The following is a 20,351-nucleotide window of genomic DNA, read 5'->3' on the forward strand; positions in this document are numbered from 1 at the left end:
CTACGTTCATATAAAACCACGTAGAAAAGACAACCCCCACCCAGGAGGGTAAGTAATTTATATCCCACTACGTTCATATAAAACTCTTCTTCCGCCTGGATACCGCCGTTGATTACATCCCAATTTATATCCCACTACGTTCATATAAAACCATCACCTTCCGTGGTATACTGGTAACAGCTCCCGAATGATTTATATCCCACTACGTTCATATAAAACGTAAGAAAGCGGACGGAACGCTTGAACGATGGGACATTTATATCCCACTACGTTCATATAAAACCCTAAAAATAAAACAGCGAAAATCATTAATTTGCCGGGGTCTTTATCACCTAAAAAACAATCAAAAATCAGCTTTTTTGCAGTAAGCCAGCAATTCTATTTTTAACCTCACAGAAAAAAAGGCCAAAACCATTGCGATATACGTTTTCATACTCACTCTATCTAAAAACCCGGTTTACTGCAAACCCTTCTAAAACTTCCCTTACATACTATAAAAACATCTCCTCAAAACTTTTCTCCTGTCCATACACCCGCTTCACGATATTTCTCGGATTTTGCACCTCATATACATAAATCGAATCTTCCCGCTTATCCATTATCTTCTCCAATTCCGTCAGACACTTCACTAACTTTCCCTTTGTAATTTCGCCTTCAAACACCGAATTCTGCGTCCACATCAAATATTGTTTCAACTTCTTGCATACTTTATGTACCCGCTTCTCACCCACATCGTATGTCACAATTACAAACATCTTCTACCACCATGCCTTTAGCGGTTTATACAAAGTATCTCCGATAAAATGCTTAATCAGTTTATAACACTCCAGTCGGATGAAATAGCGATATGACACTTTCCTTTTCAATGTTCGATGCTGCACAGTTGTTTCTAACTTCTTTTCCCATTCAGCCAAAAACTTCTTCCGTCCTTCTTCATTCAGGAACACGATGCCTTCCATCTCATCAAAGTGCTTAAGCGTAATTACTCTATTATTAACCAACGAAGCAATCAATGTGTCTACCAATAACGGCTTAAAAATTTCAGCTAAATCTAGACTTAACGAGAAACGCTTGCTGGAGGGCTCATGAAGAAAACTAATGGTAGGATCCAACATCGTCTTATACATTTCCGACAAAATCTCAGTATACATTCGACTATTCCCGAACGAAATTAACGCATTCAACGGATCAGTCGGTGGACGCTTCGTCCGCTTTTCAAATGCAAACTCCGGCTTCAACATCACATTAAATGCCTGATAATACTCTTGCCGAATACGCCCCTCAATCCCCATCAATTCCGGAATTTTCGCTGTATCCTCCAGTTTGGCAGCTTCTTTTTCAATTGCTCGTATAATTTCTTCTGTTTTTTCCTTATGCCGCCGCAAATTGCGCAGCATATGATGAATTCCTCCATACAAAAAACTTCTAGCAAGATACAGCCGCTTCTCCCTATTTAAATAATGAACACTCTGCTGAACCACTGTATAACCCGACACATTTTTCTCGCGTGGATAAAATGTCCCAACATAGTAATCATGATAATTATAAAAGTGCAAACAAACTCCATACTGTGCCAGCAAGTTGAGCAGCGCTGAATTTACGTCTACCTGCCCAAAAATATGCAAGTTTTCAATTTGTTCAATGGGCAATGATTTTTTCTTTCCTTCTGCGTCAACGAAATATAATGTATTATCCTTACGCTGCAATCTCCCGGTTGAAAAAATATAATGATCTTTTAACATTCTTCATCCCGCTCCATTGCAAAACAAAATTCATAGTATGCACATTTCGAACAATATCGCAGCTTTTTCAAACCAGGCGGCCTGGGCCGCTGCAAAATACGCTTGATACCAGCCAATGCTTCAATCACTTTTGCTTCCTCGGCTTCTGTAAGTTCAACAACTTCCGTATCTCGCTCTTTCGTATAGCTAATAAGACCTTTCTTTTCGACACCACGCTGCTTTAACTGATACAGGTAATACAGCATCTGCATTCGATCTGCTTCGCCCATTTTGCTGGAGATTTTTACTTCACGAACATATTCCCCATCAAACGCATCAATTTTAAACGTATCATCAATAAGAATTTCTTTCTGTTCGAGTTGTGGATAGGCACGCTCATGCAGCATTTTCCCTTCCATAACACGATCGTTAGTCTGTTCCATTGTGATCCCTTTAGAAAAGAGCCATAGCTTTCGCTGACATACGCTATAATAGTGCACCTGAAGTCCTTTGATATCTGCTTCCACCATCGGTCTCCCTCCATCAAGAGAACATGGTTATTTCTATGTCACTGACAATACCTCGCCCCTGCCTACTTTCTCTGTCAAATTCATATCCACAATGCAAAATAAAAATATTGTCTAATCCCGACAAAGTAGAAAGCTTATCTTCCGCCTGAAAACGATAAACTCCTATTGACTTTGCTTCAATTTTTCTACGAATCTCCTGACGCCGCTTCCAATCAACTTGACATTTCTCATACTCTTTCACTAAATCAAATATCTCATCAAAAAAACACTCTGGAATTACCTGAACCGTTTGAATATCCCGTAACTTCTTCTGTGCTTCCTGTCCTGTTACCTCATAAAAATCTAAAAAATCAAATTCATGAAGCGCCTCTTCAAACTCTCGCAAAAACGCTGTATTCGCCAGACTCTCTCGACTGTACAAACGCTGTACCATCTCAACTTTCGCCTGTTCATCAAGGATGCGGCCCTGATATGGCTGAAGTAAGGCGAGGCCCTTTTTTACAAGATCGGCATCATATATGTATCCAAGCCCTGCCACATCTTCTGTAAACACATATACATTTGGTTGAACCGGACTGCGCTTACCATTCCGATAGCACCGCCCTAACCGTTGGAAAAAGCTGTCCAATGTTGAAATTTCTGTGTATAAATAATCAAAGTCAATATCAAGACTTGCTTCTACCAACTGCGTCGTAACCCAAACCCCACTTCTCCGTGGTTCACCCGGTTTGGGCTTGTTGAACGATTTAATTTCTTCCTCCAGAAGTTTTCTGTCTTCCTGTGTAAATTGTGAATGCAACAAATATACGTTAGCTTCCGGATCGACTTTCCTCAGTTGTTCATACATCTTTACCGCTCGGCGCACCGTATTCACAATGACCAGCACTTGTGTATCTTTTGCCTGTTCGATGATTTCTTCCCCTACCTCTGTAATTCCCTCCTGACGCAGACAAATTCGATGCCGGGTAATATCCTGATTAATGAACTTTCCTACATCACTCTCCGTAATAATATTACGTTTTTTAAGTTCGTCCAGATAAATAGTAGGCAACGTTGCGGTCATCACCATAAATTTGCCACCAATTTTATGAATCATTTCCAATGCTTTAATAAGCATCGCGGCAATTTTAGGCTCATACGCTTGAATTTCGTCAATTACCACTTTGGCATTTGCCATGGCGGCCAGTTCTTTTTCAAATCCGCGATAACCAAATGGAAACTTCAAAATCTGATCTATTGTCGTCAACAATAGCTTGGACGATAAATGACGTGAATGGCGATAAATGTCCTCCCACTTCTCATCCAGCTCTTCTTTCTCTTGAAGGTAATCATTGCTAGTGGAGTGAAGCAGGCCCAGCGCTTCTGGGTGATAGTTAATTTCTTGGGGGCTGAGGATACGATCATAAATCGCATTAATGCTAACGCGCAACGGAAGGGTAAAAAACCCTTTATCTTCATTAATCCACAACAATGCAGCTTCTGTTTTCCCCATTCCGGTCTGTGCAATAACAATAATACTTTTATCTGTATTTGCTTCTGCAAATTGCTGCAACTCGTTTTTCGCATATCCTTTGTGCTCCATATACGCGGTTACCTGTGCTCCGATATGCTTATCCGCATGTAACTCGATATCAACACCCGCTGAAGCCGCATGATCTATGCGATGCACAAGCCCTTTAAGCAGCACATATTTATAAAAATCATCGTCGAACTGACTGTATCGCTTGGACAATCGGGCAATAGACTTATATGAAAACGTTTCTGGAATGTCCAATTTCATATGATCAATTAATTGTGGTAGATATGGGCGCATCTCATTCTCTAGAATTTCTTCAATTTTCTCTTTATCTGGTAGTTCACTTCGCTCATGATGGTACCCTACAGCATGAATTAACAAGCGACTTTCTTCTTTGGTTAACTTATATTTCTTAATAGGAATCATACCAACCGACAAATAGTTATGCGGCACAGAATATGTAATAGTATTTGGAAGTTTCTTCTCCCCTAGCTGTTTACGCAACCGATTTTGAAAACCGGGCCATGCTTTTCCTACATCATGATACTCTACTGCCAAACGTAACAATTTCCACATGCGTTCATCCATGTGGACAAAACGAGAACCATACGTACTTTTCAACCGTTCTAATTCAGCTACCAGACAATCCGTATGTTCACGGATTGTCTGGACAGGCTTGGTTTTGGCATAAAACAATGCCCATCACCCTTACTTACAAATTATAGAAAATGAGGTTGCCATCCTGATCCTGTAACACATCATCATCGGCATCAAATTCAAGACCTGAAACCGCTAATACATAACCAACATCAATTTTCTCCCAGCGGCGAATCCCGTTTTTGATCTCATACTTCCAGTTCAGTTGATACGGTACAGCATTTAGTTCCGTCTCCAATGAGTTGAGCACATCCCGCAAAATATAGGCATTATATTTTAAACGAATACGTTCCTCTATTTCCTTTACTTCCACTAGTTCATACTCATCAATCCGTACTAGGTCTTCCCAGCGTCCCAGACTCCAGTGAGTATTTCCGTTTTCGATAGCCGCAACAATAGCCTCCAATACTTCCGGTACTGCTTCCACATGAATTAATAACTGCACACCATACAGAAGATGCATATAGAGTGGCATTTTGGTCATGTGCTCATATTCATACGGTTTCGACGCTAATCCATCCAGTACAAGCGGAAACTCGGCTACATCTGTTTTCTTAAAAAAATAGTGTGCTTGATAGTCGACCATCTTTGCTTCGTATGTTCCCTGGATGCTGAGACGCATCGGGATAAACTCATTTGCTCCCAACATTGCATGCAACATACCCTTTACTGTTGCATATGGCGGCAAAGGATATGTTTCTCCTACTTTAAACGCCAGCGGCTTTTTATAACATGCCGTTTCTTGATATAGTTTCAACCGCAACGCCTTCATTGGTTATCCCCCATAAAACGCTGCAACTTCTTTTTGAATATGCTGAAAGAACGCCTCAATGGACACGACTCGATCCCCAAATGTTGTATGGTATTCCTCTTCATTACCAAATATGCCAGATACCATACCAATACGTGTCCGCTCGCCAACTGGTTCTCCGGCAAATGTTTGCTCCATTGTTGATTCCAGTGGCCTCGTGTCAATCTCCCACTTTTCACTGCTCTGTTTCAACTGCACTTTGCCAAGAAAAAATGGATTCGCCGCCTTATATACGCCGCCAATAACAAACAAAGGAGCGAGGCTTTCCTGACGACCACGAATATCACGATTTAAGAATTTTAATATTTCCAAAAATTGCCGCATCCTCTCTGCTTTTTGTTCATTAGGTAATTCTACTTCACCATCAACCCCGACACGGCTTAAATCGACTGTTACCGTATATGTATATAGACTAGCATGCTGCTCAATATTAGCCAGATTCGGCATTTGATCAATTCGGCTCGCAAGTCCCATATTATTCAGGAACTCTAAATCCCCTCTGTACGGTTCAAGCGAGATTGCGTGACTCAAGCGCACGACTGCCGGACGCTTTTCTGACTTTTGTGATGTTTTTAAGTAACCAAATAAATCCATTTCAACTGAATCGTTAATTGTAACATCTTTGCGAAACTGAACAACACCGCCCTTTTCTTTCGCTACCGTATCAAGATTCCAGCCATACCACTGGTTACCAAGTCGTACTATATCATAGCGAAGACTCTGGCGCGAAGCGAACGAATATACCTCCCCATTGGAACGATGAAGCTTTTTCAATTCGGAAATGTTAGCAATTCCTTCTCCGTAATTCAATGAATTCCCCTCAAACACAATGGTCATCGTTAAAGCCTGTGTCATACGCTTGCTTCCTCCCTATCTTTTTGTTTTTCATTTTCACTTGACAACATTCCGGCAATAAATGCGTTAGCCGCTGTCGTAAAATCCATTTCTCGTTCATGTATCGCATGTAAGAATACAGTCGGCACCGGCTTATCTACTGACATATACACACGCAACAGCGTGTCCATAAAACTATCTTTATTGTTCGCTTTCGTTGCATTCAACAGACGATACGCAATTCCGGCCACTTTCTTTCCTGCACTGGCACTGTATGTATCTTCGCTTTCTCGGGCTTTTCCCGCTTGCTCAAATGCTTTGCGAATGTCACGTCCACTATTAAAAAATGCCGCAACCCGATTATCCTGCTTTTTCATATCCTTCTCTCCTCTCTTATAGCATTCAATTCTATGCCGTTCTCTTACCGCAATATATACCCCAAGCCCGGAACCACCTTTTTTGATAACATGCCGCAAGTACTTAAAGATAACATGCTTCGTATCCATTCCCTGCAAAGCATTTCGGATAAAATGTTCCCGATATTCGTATGGCGAAATATGCTCCAATTTCTCCCCGTACTCTTGAAAATATTTCGCCAAATAGTGTGGAATATGATAGTAATCAAGCAACGTTCGTTTACTTTGATAATTAGCCGACATTTCAAGAAAAAACAGATGTTGCATAATATATTCACTTTCTTTTCTAATACCTCGAACTAGGCGGCTCACAATCTTTTCAAATGACTGTGACTGTTTTTTCAACTGTTTAAAATGTTCATTTTTCTGAAAAATTTCTTTAAACTTTTCATCTGTATGCACAAATCCCGCATACAATCGCACCTCGCCCTGATCATCAAACCCGTCTTTTCGGTAATACATCGTTGCCCCTAGCGGCACACAAAAAAGCACCAATTTTGCCAGCGAAGAAATAGGCAAAGCACGGTTCTTCTCTAAATCCCAGAAGAAGTTAGCTGCATTCTTACTAGATACCCCCAGCGGCGAAAACATCATCTCTTCAAAATTTTGAAAAGCAGGCTGTCCCGCGGCTAATGTACATTCCGGCACTTCTTCTTTCATATAATTGCGTATAAATATAATGTCTTTTTTCTTCCATGCCTTTTTCAATGTACGAAACGGCGAGTAATCCGCATGTTCATCAAGAAATGCCAGCACATCCTCCCCTGTTTCCGTCTTGTTAATAACTTCTAATAGCTGAATATCATTTTGTACAGGTAACACATAGTCTTTATAAAACAAATCAATATGCCCTGATAAATCGAGGCTATTTTTGGCTACATTAAGAAAAGAGGGTTGTCCAAAAAACGGAGATAAGATAACGCTCTTGAAATAATTCAACGTCAGCTTGTCGTTAATTTCTTTCTGTTTTACTACGTTATAATAATCATGGATGCATATTTGTAATTCTTCTAGTTGATCGTGGTGTTTTATTTCTTTGAGGCGGTTCTGGATGTCCTGCAAAGCAGCTTCTGCCGGAGTGTCTGTGAAATATTTGAGAATTTTCTTAGTGGAGTCAGCGATTGTTTTCTTAATAGATGCCAAAGCATCTGAGAAACGCTCTTTATTTTTTCCGTATTTTAGATTGTTCTTCAATCGTTCGTAGTCTCGTTCAGCCACGCTATATTCATCAATGAGGTAGGAAAAAAAGATTTGCGGAAGATATCCTAACGCAACAGGCTCTATTTCCAGTCCACTGTCTGTTTCACGAACAGTCCCCCTGTGTTCGTCAGGAATTATGTTGTGTTTTTCACCATATATGTACAATCGCTGCAATCCGACCAACGCCATCGACATCAGCCAATCACTTGCATACAAGCGAAGTACCATACATTTCTCATCCCCTTATTACATCTACAAGTCCAAACCCTTGCCCTCTTCTTTTCCCCATGCCCAACTGATACAGCAACTGCAAATCTTCCGGATGTCCTTCCAGTCTTAATTGTCCCTGATATGTTGTGAAATAAAGATAGCGATTCGGACCATGTGTTTCCGTAAATACATGATTGGATTCTTTAATAACCTTTTTTTGCATTGCCAATGGCGTAACAATCAAAGACTCCCGCAGTCCTTTTCCTCTATATTCACGTAAAATGGTATCTGCCATGTACGCAAAATGTTTGGCGAATTCCGGTCGTTCAGGCGAAACCGGCTTCCGATTTTCATCTTCAATGAGAAGCGGTGACTGCGTCTTTACAATAATTGATCGATTACGAATCGTTTGTTCTGGTAGCATCCGAACACGTCCCCGAATAAACTCATATTGTTTATATCGGAACCAGGACACTTTCCGCAGGCCGTTATAAAAATGGAGCATAAATTCAAAATCCGGAGAGCTAAAAGTAAGAACCAATTCATCAAGATAGATCTCATCTTCCGCAAAGCGAAAGTTTTTTAAGTACGGCGCAAATGTAAACGGCTTTAAAACAGCCTGATTTGTTTCATATAGCTTTCGATAGTACTTTTCATTCGCTTGCTGGAGGCATTCTTTGACAAGAGAGACAATAATCATCCGATAGGAAATAGGTATGACTTTTGTTTTTAGAGAAAAAACGATCCGCATATTCCCCTCCCTTTCTTTTAAAAGTTGTATTTTCTATATTTGAATTCTTATTAACTTTAATATACTCTCACAGGACTAACAAATCAAGTATATTTTACCTAATTTTATCATAAAAAAATCAGCACAAGAGGTTCTTTGTACTGATTACAGCTTGTAGACAAAGTCTAACTTCCAGACAGGTCTACAAGCTAGCCATCAAGTTAAAAACATGATATAAAAAGACAAAAAATGACCATCCTTATTCATTGTGAATCTGAAAATAAAAGTAGTCTTTACTTTGCCTTTCCCTGCATTATCGTCTCAAGAAATAGATTGGATACCTTTTTTACATACGTTTAAACAAATTTTTTCTTCTGAACATGTAAATGAATGTGAAAGAAGCGTTACCCAGTATTTATCTCCACATGTTTGAAACATATGAAAAAATCACGGCCTTTTTCGATGATCTGTATGATCTCATGAGGAAAAATGGTAAAAAATCAAAGAGATATAATAAGAAAAGTCCTCTTAAGATTTCAGAAGCGTTGCCAAGTTGATTCGCGATAGGTTGGTGGATAACAGATAGGGGGCTCTTTGGCATGGAGAAAAATAGTGATTATAGATAAAGAATAGATAAAAGGTTCAAAAACTAAAAGCTTTTGAACCTTAACTTGATAGCCATGGAGTCACCCTCATTTTTTTATGTTAGATATGTTAGATAGAGTGACGAATAAAACTTTATTAATAATCCATGTACATATGACCTACGAAACTCCTATTTGATAATTATTAGATTTTTCTTGTACGCCCAAAAAATGTTACGGCCCGTTCGTCAATTTCAACGGTCTTATTCTCCTTTGGTACTAACAATGCTCCCTCATGAACATCGCCGATTCTCTCTTTATCGCCAAAGCCAATAATGACCCTTCTCGGTTCATCACGTTAATATTTCCCCCTAAAATTTCCATCGTCCGTTCGACGATTTCTTGCGCTAGCTCTTTCGTAAATGGATACAACGCTTCTCCCTTCTTCTTCACAATTTTTATAAATGCTTGTTTTTATCATCACGATTGTAGAACGACTATCGCACCGATGCCGGCATTTCGCCAATAAGATGAAATCATAAGTCCTTTTTAAACTCCTAAAGGAAATAATATCTATTCCACCATAATTAACTTATTATTCTAAAAAAATATTATTGACTTTACTTAATTATTTACTTTAAAATTAATTAAGTATTACATATATTTCCATCTCATTCATTTAAAAATATTTTGTCAATATAGAAAAGAAAAATTATTATAGTTGAATAAAGGAGGTTGTTTTATGTCAAATTCAAACAAGCAGAAAATTGTTTCAAGCGTTCCTCAACAAGGCTTTTTTGGCCATCCTAAGGGGCTGTTCACCCTTTCCTTTACCGAATTTTGGGAACGCTTCTCGTATTACGGAATGAGGGCAATCCTCGTTTTCTATATGTATTATGAAGTATCAAAAGGCGGATTGGGGCTTGATGAAACCACTGCTCTTGCTATTATGTCGATTTACGGATCGCTAGTGTATATGTCGAGTATCATCGGCGGCTGGCTGGCTGACAGAATATTTGGTACTTCTAAAGCCGTGTTTTACGGTGGAATATTAATTATGTTTGGTCATATTGCTTTGGCGATACCTGGAAACATAACGATGTTCTTCGTTTCCATGGTCTTGATCGTGCTTGGCACAGGGTTGCTGAAGCCTAACGTTTCCAGCATTGTAGGGGATATTTACAGCGAAGAAGACAATCGTCGCGATGCGGGATTCAGCATTTTCTACATGGGAATCAACCTTGGCGGATTCCTTGCTCCATTAATTGTGGGAACGGTAGGAATGAAATACAACTTCCACTTAGGTTTCAGTATCGCCGCTGTCGGCATGTTTTTAGGATTGTTAGCTTTTATTTTCACCAAGAAAAAAAATCTTGGCCTTGCCGGTACATTTGTGGCAAATCCTCTGTCACCGGCCGAAAAGAAAAAAGTTTTCACCTTGATTGGCGTTGGGGCCGCTCTTATTGCTGTCTTGATCGTTATCGCAATTTCAATGAATCTGCTGACATTTGATACCTTTATTGCTCTTGTGGGAATTCTCGGCATCGTAATTCCAGCGATTTATTTCATTGTTATGTACCGTAGCCCTAAAACAACAGCAATAGAGCGTTCACGTGTTATTGCTTATATTCCGTTATTTATCGCTTCCGTGATGTTCTGGGCTATTCAAGAGCAAGGATCGACCATCCTTGCCAATTACGCGGATAAACGCACACAATTAGACTTTGCAGGAATCCATATTTCGCCTGCTTGGTTTCAATCGTTAAACCCGTTATTTATTATCCTGTTCGCCCCTGTGTTTGCCTGGTTATGGGTGAAGCTCGGAAGCCGTCAGCCATCGATACCTAAAAAGTTCTCTTTAGGCTTGTTGTTCGCAGGCTTATCATACATTGTCATTCTTTTGCCAGCTTACTTTGGCGGCGACGATTCATTAGTGAACCCGTTATGGCTCGTTCTTAGCTATTTAATTGTTGTATTTGGAGAATTATGCTTGTCACCTGTAGGGCTATCGGCTACTACAAAATTAGCACCTGCCGCCTTCTCGGCGCAAACGATGAGCTTATGGTTTTTATCCAATGCCGCCGCGCAAGCGATTAATGCGCAAATTGTCAAATTTTATACACCTAAGACCGAAATGATTTACTTTGGCTTCATTGGCGGAGCAGCCATTCTCTTTGGCATTCTCCTCTTCGCGCTATCGCCAAAAATTGAAGGCTATATGAAAGGTGTAAAGTAAACTTTTATTTACAAGCGACCGTTGAGGATTTACCAAACACGGCTTAAAAATTTTTTTCGTAACTTTTTCTTCACTACCACAGATTTCTATAGTGAGAGGATTACTCCACCTCAATTAACTCCTGAATATCGATGTCTAACACTTTACACAGTTTCTCCGATGTTGAGAGGTAGACTCTGTCTACTTGGTCTGAACAAAGATGGCTGATATTAGGTCAATAAAGTAGACACAAAAACTTTTAAACTAGGCTGTTTTCTTGAAGTACATACGTTCGTATTCAGAAGGCGAAAAGTACTCTGTTGCCGAATGAATCCGTTTATTGTTGTAAAAAATTTTAGTATACTCAAATAAGCTTTTCTTGGCTTTTTCTCTTGTTCTATATATATGTCTGCTGGTAGATGAACTCTCGTTTGAGAATGCCATGAAAGGACTCAATACAAGCGTTATCGTAACAGTTTCCCTTTCAACTCATACTGCAACGCATGCCGTATCGTATAAGGCGTGCCTGATATTCTTTTGAAACATACTGACTGCTTCGATCGGAATGATGGAGAACAGTACCCTTCGGTTTTTGACGGATATAAGCTCAATCCAGTGCCTGAAGGACAAGCTCTTTCGTCATCTGGCTATCTACGTGCCATCCTACGATTACGGGAATATAAATCCATCACACTGGCTAAATAAAGCCAGCCTTCGCGAGTAGGAATGTACGTAATATCCGCTTCGGGAAACTTGAAACACCCGGCACATCTTCTCCACCCGAAACGTGTGGCGATGTTGATGAATAAAGGCAAAAATTATCGCTGGTCTTTGACGAAGATGTGCATGGCCTTTTTTAAAAATAGCATTTTCTTCTTCTAGGTCACGAATTCGCTTTTGAAGCTCGGAGAGCTGGTGATTTTCTCTTCGGAATTTCTGCTTGCTATCTCAGGTTCTTGTTTATACTTCTTCACCCAGTTATTCATGTATTTTTACTAATTTGCAACTCTCCCGCTACTTGAATGACACCCTTCCCCTCTTCATATAATATAGCGAGCGGTTTGGCGTTTGAATTCTTCATCATATTGTCTTCTCATACGAACAACTCATGTATACATAATGTGTGTCCACTTTTTAGTCTAACATCAGATTAGATATCTTAGTAGTTTGATTTAGATCCCACTACGTTCAGATAAAACAGGTATTTCGTGAATTGCCGTATTTGCTCACAGTTGTTTTATATCCCACTACGTTCAGATAAAACCATACGAATCGCTAGGAGTAGAGTCGGACGAAGTAGCCTTTATATCCCACTACGTTCAGATAAAACTACGTTGTGATTTTATGTTTAAAAAATCCTCTCAACTTTATATCCCACTACGTTCAGATAAAACAGACGCTTTTCACTACGAAGTTTCCGTTCAGTTTGCCTCTTTATATCCCACTACGTTCAGATAAAACTCTTCGTGGGAAATCTCAATATGTTCTTTCAGCTTTTGACTTTATATCCCACTACGTTCAGATAAAACTGCCAGCAGGTGTAAACTTCTTCCCCTTCATATTCTACTTTATATCCCACTACGTTCAGATAAAACTTGTTAAAGGAAATGGGACGGTCAAAGACAATGTAATGACTTTATATCCCACTACGTTCAGATAAAACTCATTTTCCTGACCCGGCAATAGTTGTTGCGAACGGTCTTTATATCCCACTACGTTCAGATAAAACTCCTGAAGAGTGGCGAGAAATGAACCCTGTTATTTCTTTATATCCCACTACGTTCAGATAAAACGTTAAAGCCAACTTGCGTATGGACATTTTCAAGCCCCTTTATATCCCACTACGTTCAGATAAAACTGCTTTCTGCGAAAAACTGCCGAAAGATGCAGTTGACTTTATATCCCACTACGTTCAGATAAAACGAGTTAAAAGTGACCAAACTCAAAACTCAATATCCATCTTTATATCCCACTACGTTCAGATAAAACTTTAGAAATAGAAGTATCTAAACCAGGTTCAGCAGCTTTATATCCCACTACGTTCAGATAAAACGGGTCAGGAAGAAAAATGTTGCCCGCTTCAATCTCCTTTATATCCCACTACGTTCAGATAAAACTTTGAGAGCAGCTTCCCTGCCCCGTCTCGCCGTTCTTCTTTATATCCCACTACGTTCAGATAAAACAAGATTACGGACAAAAAGGAGGAAGAATACATGATTCCCCTTTATATCCCACTACGTTCAGATAAAACTTTTGCAGGATTAGGTGGGTTTCGTTTAGGAATGAAAACTTTATATCCCACTACGTTCAGATAAAACTGAGCCACGTATCGAAATATACAACAAATATGGACAACTTTATATCCCACTACGTTCAGATAAAACTTGCGACCTGCCCGCAAATGTATTTGGGCTATATAAACTTTATATCCCACTACGTTCAGATAAAACTCACAGCATCACGAAACTCAGCAGTCTGGAAGGGCGAATTCTTTATATCCCACTACGTTCAGATAAAACCTCAAAAGAAAATACGCGTCCCAGGGCAAAGAAAACTTTATATCCCACTACGTTCAGATAAAACGGTCAGTTTGCTTCCTTGATACCATATCACTCAAGCCTTTATATCCCACTACGTTCAGATAAAACTACAGTGGAAATTGTATCCGATAGGGCTATGTCTCTTCCTTTATATCCCACTACGTTCAGATAAAACTGCCCAAAAGAAAATAAGCGTCCCAGGGCAAAGAAAACTTTATATCCCACTACGTTCAGATAAAACAGTTAAAGCCAACTTGCGTATGGACATTTTCAAGCCCCTTTATATCCCACTACGTTCAGATAAAACACAATAATACTGCTCACCGGTATGATATACCCTTCCAGCTTTATATCCCACTACGTTCAGATAAAACCGGGCAAGACGCATGAAGCCGCCCGCAGTAAGCACCTTTATATCCCACTACGTTCAGATAAAACGCACATTCTCAAAGATGGACTAAAAAACCAGTTCCCCTTTATATCCCACTACGTTCAGATAAAACTATGCCGTTTGTTTCGTTTATTTGGCTTTTGTCTTTCTTTATATCCCACTACGTTCAGATAAAACAGAATCGAAATGAGCAACAGCAACCCACCGTGAGCACTTTATATCCCACTACGTTCAGATAAAACGGGTGAGTGGGTGAACATAACAGAAAAAGGTTGGCTGACTTTATATCCCACTACGTTCAGATAAAACCTTCCTACCCACACATTCACCTCCTTCCATAAAAAAACCTTTATATCCCACTACGTTCAGATAAAACACAACTAGCCACGATAAATCCCAAGAACCACATAGCCCTTTATATCCCACTACGTTCAGATAAAACTTTTCCCCCAGTCAGTCGGGTCAGGAGAACCATCACCCTTTATATCCCACTACGTTCAGATAAAACCAGACTGACAGACAAATATGAAATCATATCCGAACTTCCTTTATATCCCACTACGTTCAGATAAAACTGTGCAGCGATATTTTTTTTCAATCCAATTCTTTCTACTTTATATCCCACTACGTTCAGATAAAACATAGAGAGCAAGAAATATGCGTCCCAAGGCAAAGAAAACTTTATATCCCACTACGTTCAGATAAAACGGCGCTCGTCAACGGTACCGGAGCGCCAGCGAGGATACTTTATATCCCACTACGTTCAGATAAAACGAAGTCGGTTAAAGTTGGTGAGACGCGCAATATATACTTTATATCCCACTACGTTCAGATAAAACATACGAATCCAAACTAGAAAAATCGTATGAAAAACGAAACTTTATATCCCACTACGTTCAGATAAAACCTCAGAAGTTTGGAAGGGCGAGTTCGGAAGCCACCCAACTTTATATCCCACTACGTTCAGATAAAACATTGATTTCATGACTGTAGTATAGTATAATGATGTCACTTTATATCCCACTACGTTCAGATAAAACTGTAGTCGTAGTTCCCCCCGTTTGCTCAGACGGGAGAGACTTTATATCCCACTACGTTCAGATAAAACAAGTATAACGGCCCAGTTACGAAAAAGACGTTTACAACTTTATATCCCACTACGTTCAGATAAAACGGCGGACACAACGCCCGCCCCAACAATACCACTAATCTTTATATCCCACTACGTTCAGATAAAACTTAAAACGATGGATGCTGAAGCAAAGGCGCTGAAAGCTTTATATCCCACTACGTTCAGATAAAACACATTGAGTACATTGGAATATTTGCACCACGTGAATCCTTTATATCCCACTACGTTCAGATAAAACCGCCGAGCGAAGTGGAGCGGTAGCGGAACGAAGCGACTTTATATCCCACTACGTTCAGATAAAACTAATGCACAGAAGCAGTATGACTTACTTCGTTCACTCTTTATATCCCACTACGTTCAGATAAAACAAGAATTTGTTTAATTATACTTCGCTTGGCAGGGCGTCTTTATATCCCACTACGTTCAGATAAAACCCTAAAAACCAAGCAGCCAAAATCCTTTATTTCTCAAACCTTTCACGTTCCAACAAATCAACCAAAAATCATTTTTTGCAGTAAACCGGCAATTCTATTTTCATACTCTATAAAAAAAAGCACGAAAACCTTATCACACAAGGCTTTGTGCTTATTCTACCAAAAACTATCTTCACTGCAAACTACCCATTCTCTTCTAAATTAAATTCACAAGTATTGGTTTCGGATTAACCCCCATTACTTGGACACAAACAACCTTATTCATCCTTTTTCGTAAAATTCCTCGCTTATACTCGCACTTCTCTAATTACGAACTTACGTTCTGTTTGGAGCGCATAAAACTCTTGTGGAGCTAAATCGCAAATGCTCGAATGGATTCGTCTCTCGTTATAAAAGCGGATATCTGTTACAACTTGATACGACTCTGCATAGGACATAAACTCATAACGTGCCAGACATTCATCTTCCAGGATGCGATGAAACGCTTCGATGTGCCCATTCATATTCGGTGTTCGTGGCGGAATACGCTCATGAACAATTCCAAACGTTTCACATGCTTGTGTAAAATGATGAGACGTAAACTGCGGGCCATTATCGGAACGAAGAACGGGAAGCGTATCTATTCCAAATAATTGCCGTTTAAATAATGCCTGTTGTATCGTACGACTCGCATCCTTTGCCTCACAGGACAGACCCATATGATACGCAATGACCGAACGGTCATATACGTCCAGAACGGACTGGATGAAAAAGAAGCGGTCTTCTCGATATACCCGTATTTAATGTCCGTTTCAAACAATTGATTCGAGCCGGTAATAATGCGGTTTCGTGCCAGCTTTTTCGAGTACGAATCCCGTTTTTGGCGCTGTGGCCGTAGAATATCCATCTCCTTGCATAATCGGTACACTTTTTTCTTGTTGATACAAAGCCCGTATGTCCGACGTAAAAAGACGGTCAGTTTACGGTACCCATAGGCATAGGCTTCGCCTTCCATGCCTTCCATCAACCATTCTTTGATCTGTTCATCGGACACTTTTGTGCCGTCCTGCTTTAGGGAATAGCCCGGTATGGCTCGTCCCTCACTTTTCACTGGTTCCACGTTCTGCCCTTTTCGTTTTCGATGGTAGTATTATCAAATCACGTAAAATCGCAAGTTCTAATGCCTGTTCGCCAAGTAACCGTTTAAGTTGTTCGTTTTCTTTCACAACTTCTTCGGCATCAAGGACCGGAACCATAGAGAAATCAATTTCTCCATGTTTTCCGCTCTCGAACTCTCGCTTCCAGCGCCCCACCATGTTAGCGGATAACTCATAACGGCGGGCAACGGCTGCTAAATTACCGGTCTCTTTCGCTTCTTTCACCACTTGTTTTTTGAAATCAATGGAATACTTTCTTCTTGTCATTGATGTCTTCCCCCTCTGTCACTATAAGTGTAATCAAAATACACCCTTAGTGTCCAACTTCTCTAGGGGGCTAAAGAGGTTTTAGAATACGATATAGTAGATTGGTTGATAAATATTCCTCGATCTGCTCCTTACTAAGTCTGATGAATGTTTTGCTTTGAAAAGGATTTACGTTTTGTTCCAGACATCGTTTCCATGAATCGTATATTAGGGGACGAATGGATGGGCTTGTATTGTTTCCAGAAATAAATTGTTCCCATTCATATTCAAGCTTTGCTCGTTCTAATTTAGGACTAGCACACGCATCTAAAGCAATTAGATGATCCATAGCTATAATCCTCCGTAAAATGTAGTAGGTATCCACTAGTGCTATATGGGAAGTTTTCTATACTTTTTATTATAATTATAATGGTAATTTTGGTAATATTTAAACTGTTTCATCTTAAAAAAATGTTTTATATAAGTCTTACTTGAAAAATCGCCATCCATTTGTGGTGAAGGTAAGAAGCTTGGAAAACATGGCTGGATTCTGGTCTTTTGGTAGGGTTTCTGCATAAACGTAGCTGAAAAATTATCACAGAATTTTAGAATAAGAAATCAATTAAGTGAAAACGGAAATAAAACCCTCATGTACACAAAAAGAGCTGTGAAATACTCATAGCTCTTTTTTGGTGATAAATGGTGTTTTGGAAAGAATCCTTCTACAATTACAAGCAAAGGAATTCTTATATATTTTCCAATTTCCTCTTTATTGCAGTCGGACGCTATAATACCTCATAGCTTCCAAACTGCCTATTGCTTCAAAAACATTTTGACTTATCAGCATTCTAAGTCGATATTCCAGAAATTCATCACCGACATATTGTTCCAGGCTCCCTAAAGCTTCTCCAATCACTCTCGCTGCTTTCATGAAATTTTTTTGCTTCTGCTTGTTATGAAACTTCTGAGCCGCCTGGATAATATATGAGTCACACCACTCTTCTGTAACACTCTCCACGCATCCATTTTTCCAAATACGCAATACTTCCCGCGTATCAGCAAGACGAAGCCATTCTTCAACAAGCCTGTCCCGGTTCTGAATTGTTAGTGGCTGAATGAGCCTATCTATTTCATCATATATAGTCTGCAATCGTTCCGTGCTAATTTCCCCTGTATATAAAGACCTAGTATCCTGTCGATTGAAATGCTGTTTATAGGCTTCTGCAGTATTAATAATAGTAATCGTATTTATTTTCTCTCTTAACAGATACAAAACGAATCGGAGTCCAGTTTGCTCATGGGCGTTTTCTCCTGTCCAAATTGTGACGGGCACATCCGAAGGAATCGAGTAAATTTCATTGAGGGCGGTTTGAAAGTGCTGCATATAATGCGTGCTGTCTCCTTCGCTGTAGCGAAAATGCTCTGTAAACCACTCTTTTCTCGCCTCCCTGCCTTCTTCAGTGTGCAATTGCCATACAGGACCAATAGAAAACAGGTCAGAAAACGTAATCACTTTCTCTTCTCCACTTACCCCTGACTCCTTAAGTACCATTCGTAGAGATCCAGAAGCAGAAACACCAAAAATAATATGTACTTTTTTGTATGGCTTGTTTTCTTTGTTATGCATCTGATTGACTTTGTAATTCAGAATTTGCTTATATGTCTTGCTCATATCAGTAAAAAATTGTTCTTGGCTGTATTGCGTTTCTTCCACCAGATTCATTCTCAAGAATATATGGTACAACAATGTTTTCGCTTCTTTTTCTGGCAAATCATCTATTATTTTCTTTAGATTTTCTATCATTGTTTTATCATTCCTTTCTATATCGCAAAAACTATCATATGTATTATAATATAAGATCAGGGGATATGTAATAATTATCCATCATTTTCAAAAAAGGGATATGATCAGTATCAGTTGCAGATTGAAGATTTTCTGGCAAAGTTACGTTCACCATTTCAGCTGTTTTTGTATAAAAAGGGGCAATTGAACTTCCTGCATATAATATAATCACTATACCGGATAAAAAAACGAATTAATTTTTTCTTTAAATAAGGAACCGCCATTGGTACGAGAAAGATAAGCGACGCTAAGTCGACAAATGGAAGGACTTTGTTTCCTGGGAGAAACACAGCTAAAACAAGCGTTCCTGGAATCAGTAGTAATCCTGTTGCTAATACAGCTGGATTTCCAACTAGTCAGGTGGTGTCCAGTCCAATATAGAAGGGAAGCAAAGAAGCGATTACAGATATCGTGATGCTATTTGTCACAGTGTGCACAACGCCGCCTGTCAGCATGAAATGCCAATAATTAAAAATATCAATGTTTACAGTTTTCGTAAGCTTTAACAATAATAGAATTACATTTAAAATAATCGCTCCAAAAACAACAAACGGAACAATCGGAGTTCCCCAACCGATCGTAGCACCGACTGGCCATCCGGGATCAGCAACGGTTAACTTTAGCTCAAAACGGTTAACCATTGATTCTGCGGCAAGATCAAGAATATCTAGTAATAAGCCAATGACTAAATTAATTCCTACAAACCCAATCTCAATTAACATCGCTGCTTTAAAAGCTTGACCAATCTTTACTTGAAAAACAATTCAAGAATAAAGAAAATGATCGGCATCATCACAGAAGGTCCTAATTGTATTAACGATTCGATCATTGTCATTTGAGCCCCTCCTCCTTATTTGTCGTAAACATTCGTAATTAAACGACTACATAAATAACACTCACCTCCTAAAAAAACAAAAAACCCTACAAAAACCTAGCTTAACAACGACTAGAGCTCTGTAGGGTTTCGCTTATTCACATAACCCGTATAAGCTATTTTGTTTTCCAAAGAGCAGGATGACTCGTTGTAACCCTTTTTATTCCACAATCAAACAATTCTGTTATCATTTCATTCGTAGAAATATATTCATTTCGTGACATTTTTTCGTGAAACCTTGTAAATTTCCAATGTGTGTTTCGGACAATAATACATAAGGTGATTCACTTTTAAGCGCTTTAAGAAAATTTGTAAGCTCCTGTACTGTTAA

The 20,351-nt window shown here is 39.4% G+C and carries 18 protein-coding genes, 2 pseudogenes and 2 CRISPR repeat arrays (1 of these 22 cut by a window edge); of the genes and pseudogenes, 1 reads left to right on the forward strand and 19 read right to left on the reverse strand.

Translation table 11 applies throughout. The annotated features are described in order from the left end of the window. Positions 1 to 283: direct repeats of the CRISPR family, unit length 29 nt; unit sequence ATTTATATCCCACTACGTTCATATAAAAC; it begins 407 nt to the left of the window's first position. 208 nt (positions 284 to 491) lie between these two features. The 9 genes and pseudogenes from cas2 to ACH33_RS20215 form a co-directional block, all read right to left on the reverse strand. Then, the gene (gene cas2 / locus ACH33_RS15945) at positions 492 to 755 is read right to left on the reverse strand and encodes a CRISPR-associated endonuclease Cas2 (RefSeq protein WP_057899890.1); all 264 of its coding nucleotides are present in this window, start codon (positions 753 to 755) and stop codon (positions 492 to 494) included. Between the two features lie 3 nt (positions 756 to 758). Beyond that, complete coding sequence (gene cas1b / locus ACH33_RS15950; RefSeq protein ID WP_057899891.1) at positions 759 to 1,742, reverse strand: type I-B CRISPR-associated endonuclease Cas1b; 984 nt, start codon at positions 1,740 to 1,742, stop codon at positions 759 to 761. Next, positions 1,736 to 2,251, reverse strand: a complete 516-nt coding sequence (gene cas4, locus ACH33_RS15955; protein ID WP_057899892.1) for a CRISPR-associated protein Cas4 — start codon at positions 2,249 to 2,251, stop codon at positions 1,736 to 1,738. Before cas4 ends, cas1b begins: the two co-directional genes overlap by 7 nt. A gap of 13 nt (positions 2,252 to 2,264) precedes the next feature. Then, positions 2,265 to 4,463 carry a CRISPR-associated helicase/endonuclease Cas3 gene (locus tag ACH33_RS15960; protein ID WP_057899893.1) on the reverse strand — a complete coding sequence of 733 codons (2,199 nt, stop codon included), beginning with the start codon at positions 4,461 to 4,463 and terminating at the stop codon, positions 2,265 to 2,267. 16 nt (positions 4,464 to 4,479) lie between these two features. After that, positions 4,480 to 5,196 carry a type I-B CRISPR-associated protein Cas5b gene (cas5b, locus tag ACH33_RS15965; protein ID WP_057899894.1) on the reverse strand — a complete coding sequence of 239 codons (717 nt, stop codon included), beginning with the start codon at positions 5,194 to 5,196 and terminating at the stop codon, positions 4,480 to 4,482. Between the two features lie 3 nt (positions 5,197 to 5,199). Further along, positions 5,200 to 6,090 carry a type I-B CRISPR-associated protein Cas7/Cst2/DevR gene (gene cas7i / locus ACH33_RS15970; RefSeq protein ID WP_057899895.1) on the reverse strand — a complete coding sequence of 297 codons (891 nt, stop codon included), beginning with the start codon at positions 6,088 to 6,090 and terminating at the stop codon, positions 5,200 to 5,202. Then, entirely contained in the window at positions 6,087 to 7,913 is a 1,827-nt protein-coding gene (locus ACH33_RS15975) for a Cas8a1 family CRISPR/Cas system-associated protein (protein WP_057899896.1), read from the reverse strand. Before ACH33_RS15975 ends, cas7i begins: the two co-directional genes overlap by 4 nt. Before the next feature lie 7 nt (positions 7,914 to 7,920). Continuing rightward, positions 7,921 to 8,646, reverse strand: coding sequence for a CRISPR-associated endoribonuclease Cas6 (gene cas6 / locus ACH33_RS15980; protein ID WP_057899897.1), 726 nt, complete (start codon positions 8,644 to 8,646; stop codon positions 7,921 to 7,923). A gap of 768 nt (positions 8,647 to 9,414) precedes the next feature. Beyond that, positions 9,415 to 9,593: pseudogene (locus tag ACH33_RS20215) on the reverse strand (sugar diacid recognition domain-containing protein). Between the two features lie 358 nt (positions 9,594 to 9,951). Between ACH33_RS20215 and ACH33_RS15985 the strand changes: the two are divergent. Beyond that, positions 9,952 to 11,445 carry a peptide MFS transporter gene (locus ACH33_RS15985; protein ID WP_057899898.1) on the forward strand — a complete coding sequence of 498 codons (1,494 nt, stop codon included), beginning with the start codon at positions 9,952 to 9,954 and terminating at the stop codon, positions 11,443 to 11,445. A 100-nt stretch (positions 11,446 to 11,545) separates the two neighbouring features. On the opposite strand, the gene ACH33_RS18860 is transcribed toward ACH33_RS15985, so the two are convergent. The 10 genes and pseudogenes from ACH33_RS18860 to ACH33_RS20235 all read right to left on the reverse strand — a co-directional run bounded on the left by ACH33_RS18860 (position 11,546) and on the right by ACH33_RS20235 (position 19,868). Next, positions 11,546 to 11,653: a helix-turn-helix domain-containing protein gene (locus ACH33_RS18860; RefSeq protein WP_082706208.1), complete on the reverse strand. Its 108-nt coding sequence runs from the start codon at positions 11,651 to 11,653 to the stop codon at positions 11,546 to 11,548. Between the two features lie 35 nt (positions 11,654 to 11,688). Beyond that, positions 11,689 to 12,521, reverse strand: a pseudogene (locus ACH33_RS20610) (IS3 family transposase). A 73-nt stretch (positions 12,522 to 12,594) separates the two neighbouring features. Continuing rightward, positions 12,595 to 15,921: a CRISPR direct-repeat array (repeat unit 29 nt; unit sequence CTTTATATCCCACTACGTTCAGATAAAAC). 287 nt (positions 15,922 to 16,208) lie between these two features. Next, a complete protein-coding gene (locus ACH33_RS20395) occupies positions 16,209 to 16,655 on the reverse strand; it encodes an integrase core domain-containing protein (protein WP_442854483.1) in 447 nt (148 codons plus the stop codon). Then, positions 16,541 to 17,020, reverse strand: coding sequence for an IS3 family transposase (locus ACH33_RS18870; RefSeq protein ID WP_082706109.1), 480 nt, complete (start codon positions 17,018 to 17,020; stop codon positions 16,541 to 16,543). The genes ACH33_RS20395 and ACH33_RS18870 overlap by 115 nt, the downstream gene beginning before the upstream one ends. Beyond that, complete coding sequence (locus tag ACH33_RS16000; RefSeq protein WP_057899899.1) at positions 17,001 to 17,324, reverse strand: transposase; 324 nt, start codon at positions 17,322 to 17,324, stop codon at positions 17,001 to 17,003. The genes ACH33_RS18870 and ACH33_RS16000 overlap by 20 nt, the downstream gene beginning before the upstream one ends. A 70-nt stretch (positions 17,325 to 17,394) precedes the next feature. Continuing rightward, positions 17,395 to 17,652: a hypothetical protein gene (locus ACH33_RS16005; protein ID WP_057899900.1), complete on the reverse strand. Its 258-nt coding sequence runs from the start codon at positions 17,650 to 17,652 to the stop codon at positions 17,395 to 17,397. A gap of 420 nt (positions 17,653 to 18,072) precedes the next feature. Next, positions 18,073 to 19,026, reverse strand: coding sequence for a DUF1835 domain-containing protein (locus ACH33_RS16010; protein WP_236782037.1), 954 nt, complete (start codon positions 19,024 to 19,026; stop codon positions 18,073 to 18,075). Positions 19,027 to 19,150: 124 nt separating this feature from the next. Continuing rightward, entirely contained in the window at positions 19,151 to 19,318 is a 168-nt protein-coding gene (locus tag ACH33_RS20225; protein WP_236782042.1) for a hypothetical protein, read from the reverse strand. Then, positions 19,263 to 19,463, reverse strand: coding sequence for a hypothetical protein (locus ACH33_RS20230; protein WP_335338948.1), 201 nt, complete (start codon positions 19,461 to 19,463; stop codon positions 19,263 to 19,265). The genes ACH33_RS20225 and ACH33_RS20230 overlap by 56 nt, the downstream gene beginning before the upstream one ends. Positions 19,464 to 19,502: 39 nt before the next feature. Next, positions 19,503 to 19,868 (reverse strand): PTS transporter subunit IIC, encoded by a 366-nt coding sequence (locus ACH33_RS20235; protein WP_057899902.1) that lies wholly within the window; start codon positions 19,866 to 19,868, stop codon positions 19,503 to 19,505. Between the last annotated feature and the right edge of the window lie 483 nt (positions 19,869 to 20,351).

Source organism: Aneurinibacillus sp. XH2, from assembly GCF_001439585.2.
Lineage (GTDB): Bacteria > Bacillota > Bacilli > Aneurinibacillales > Aneurinibacillaceae > Aneurinibacillus > Aneurinibacillus thermoaerophilus.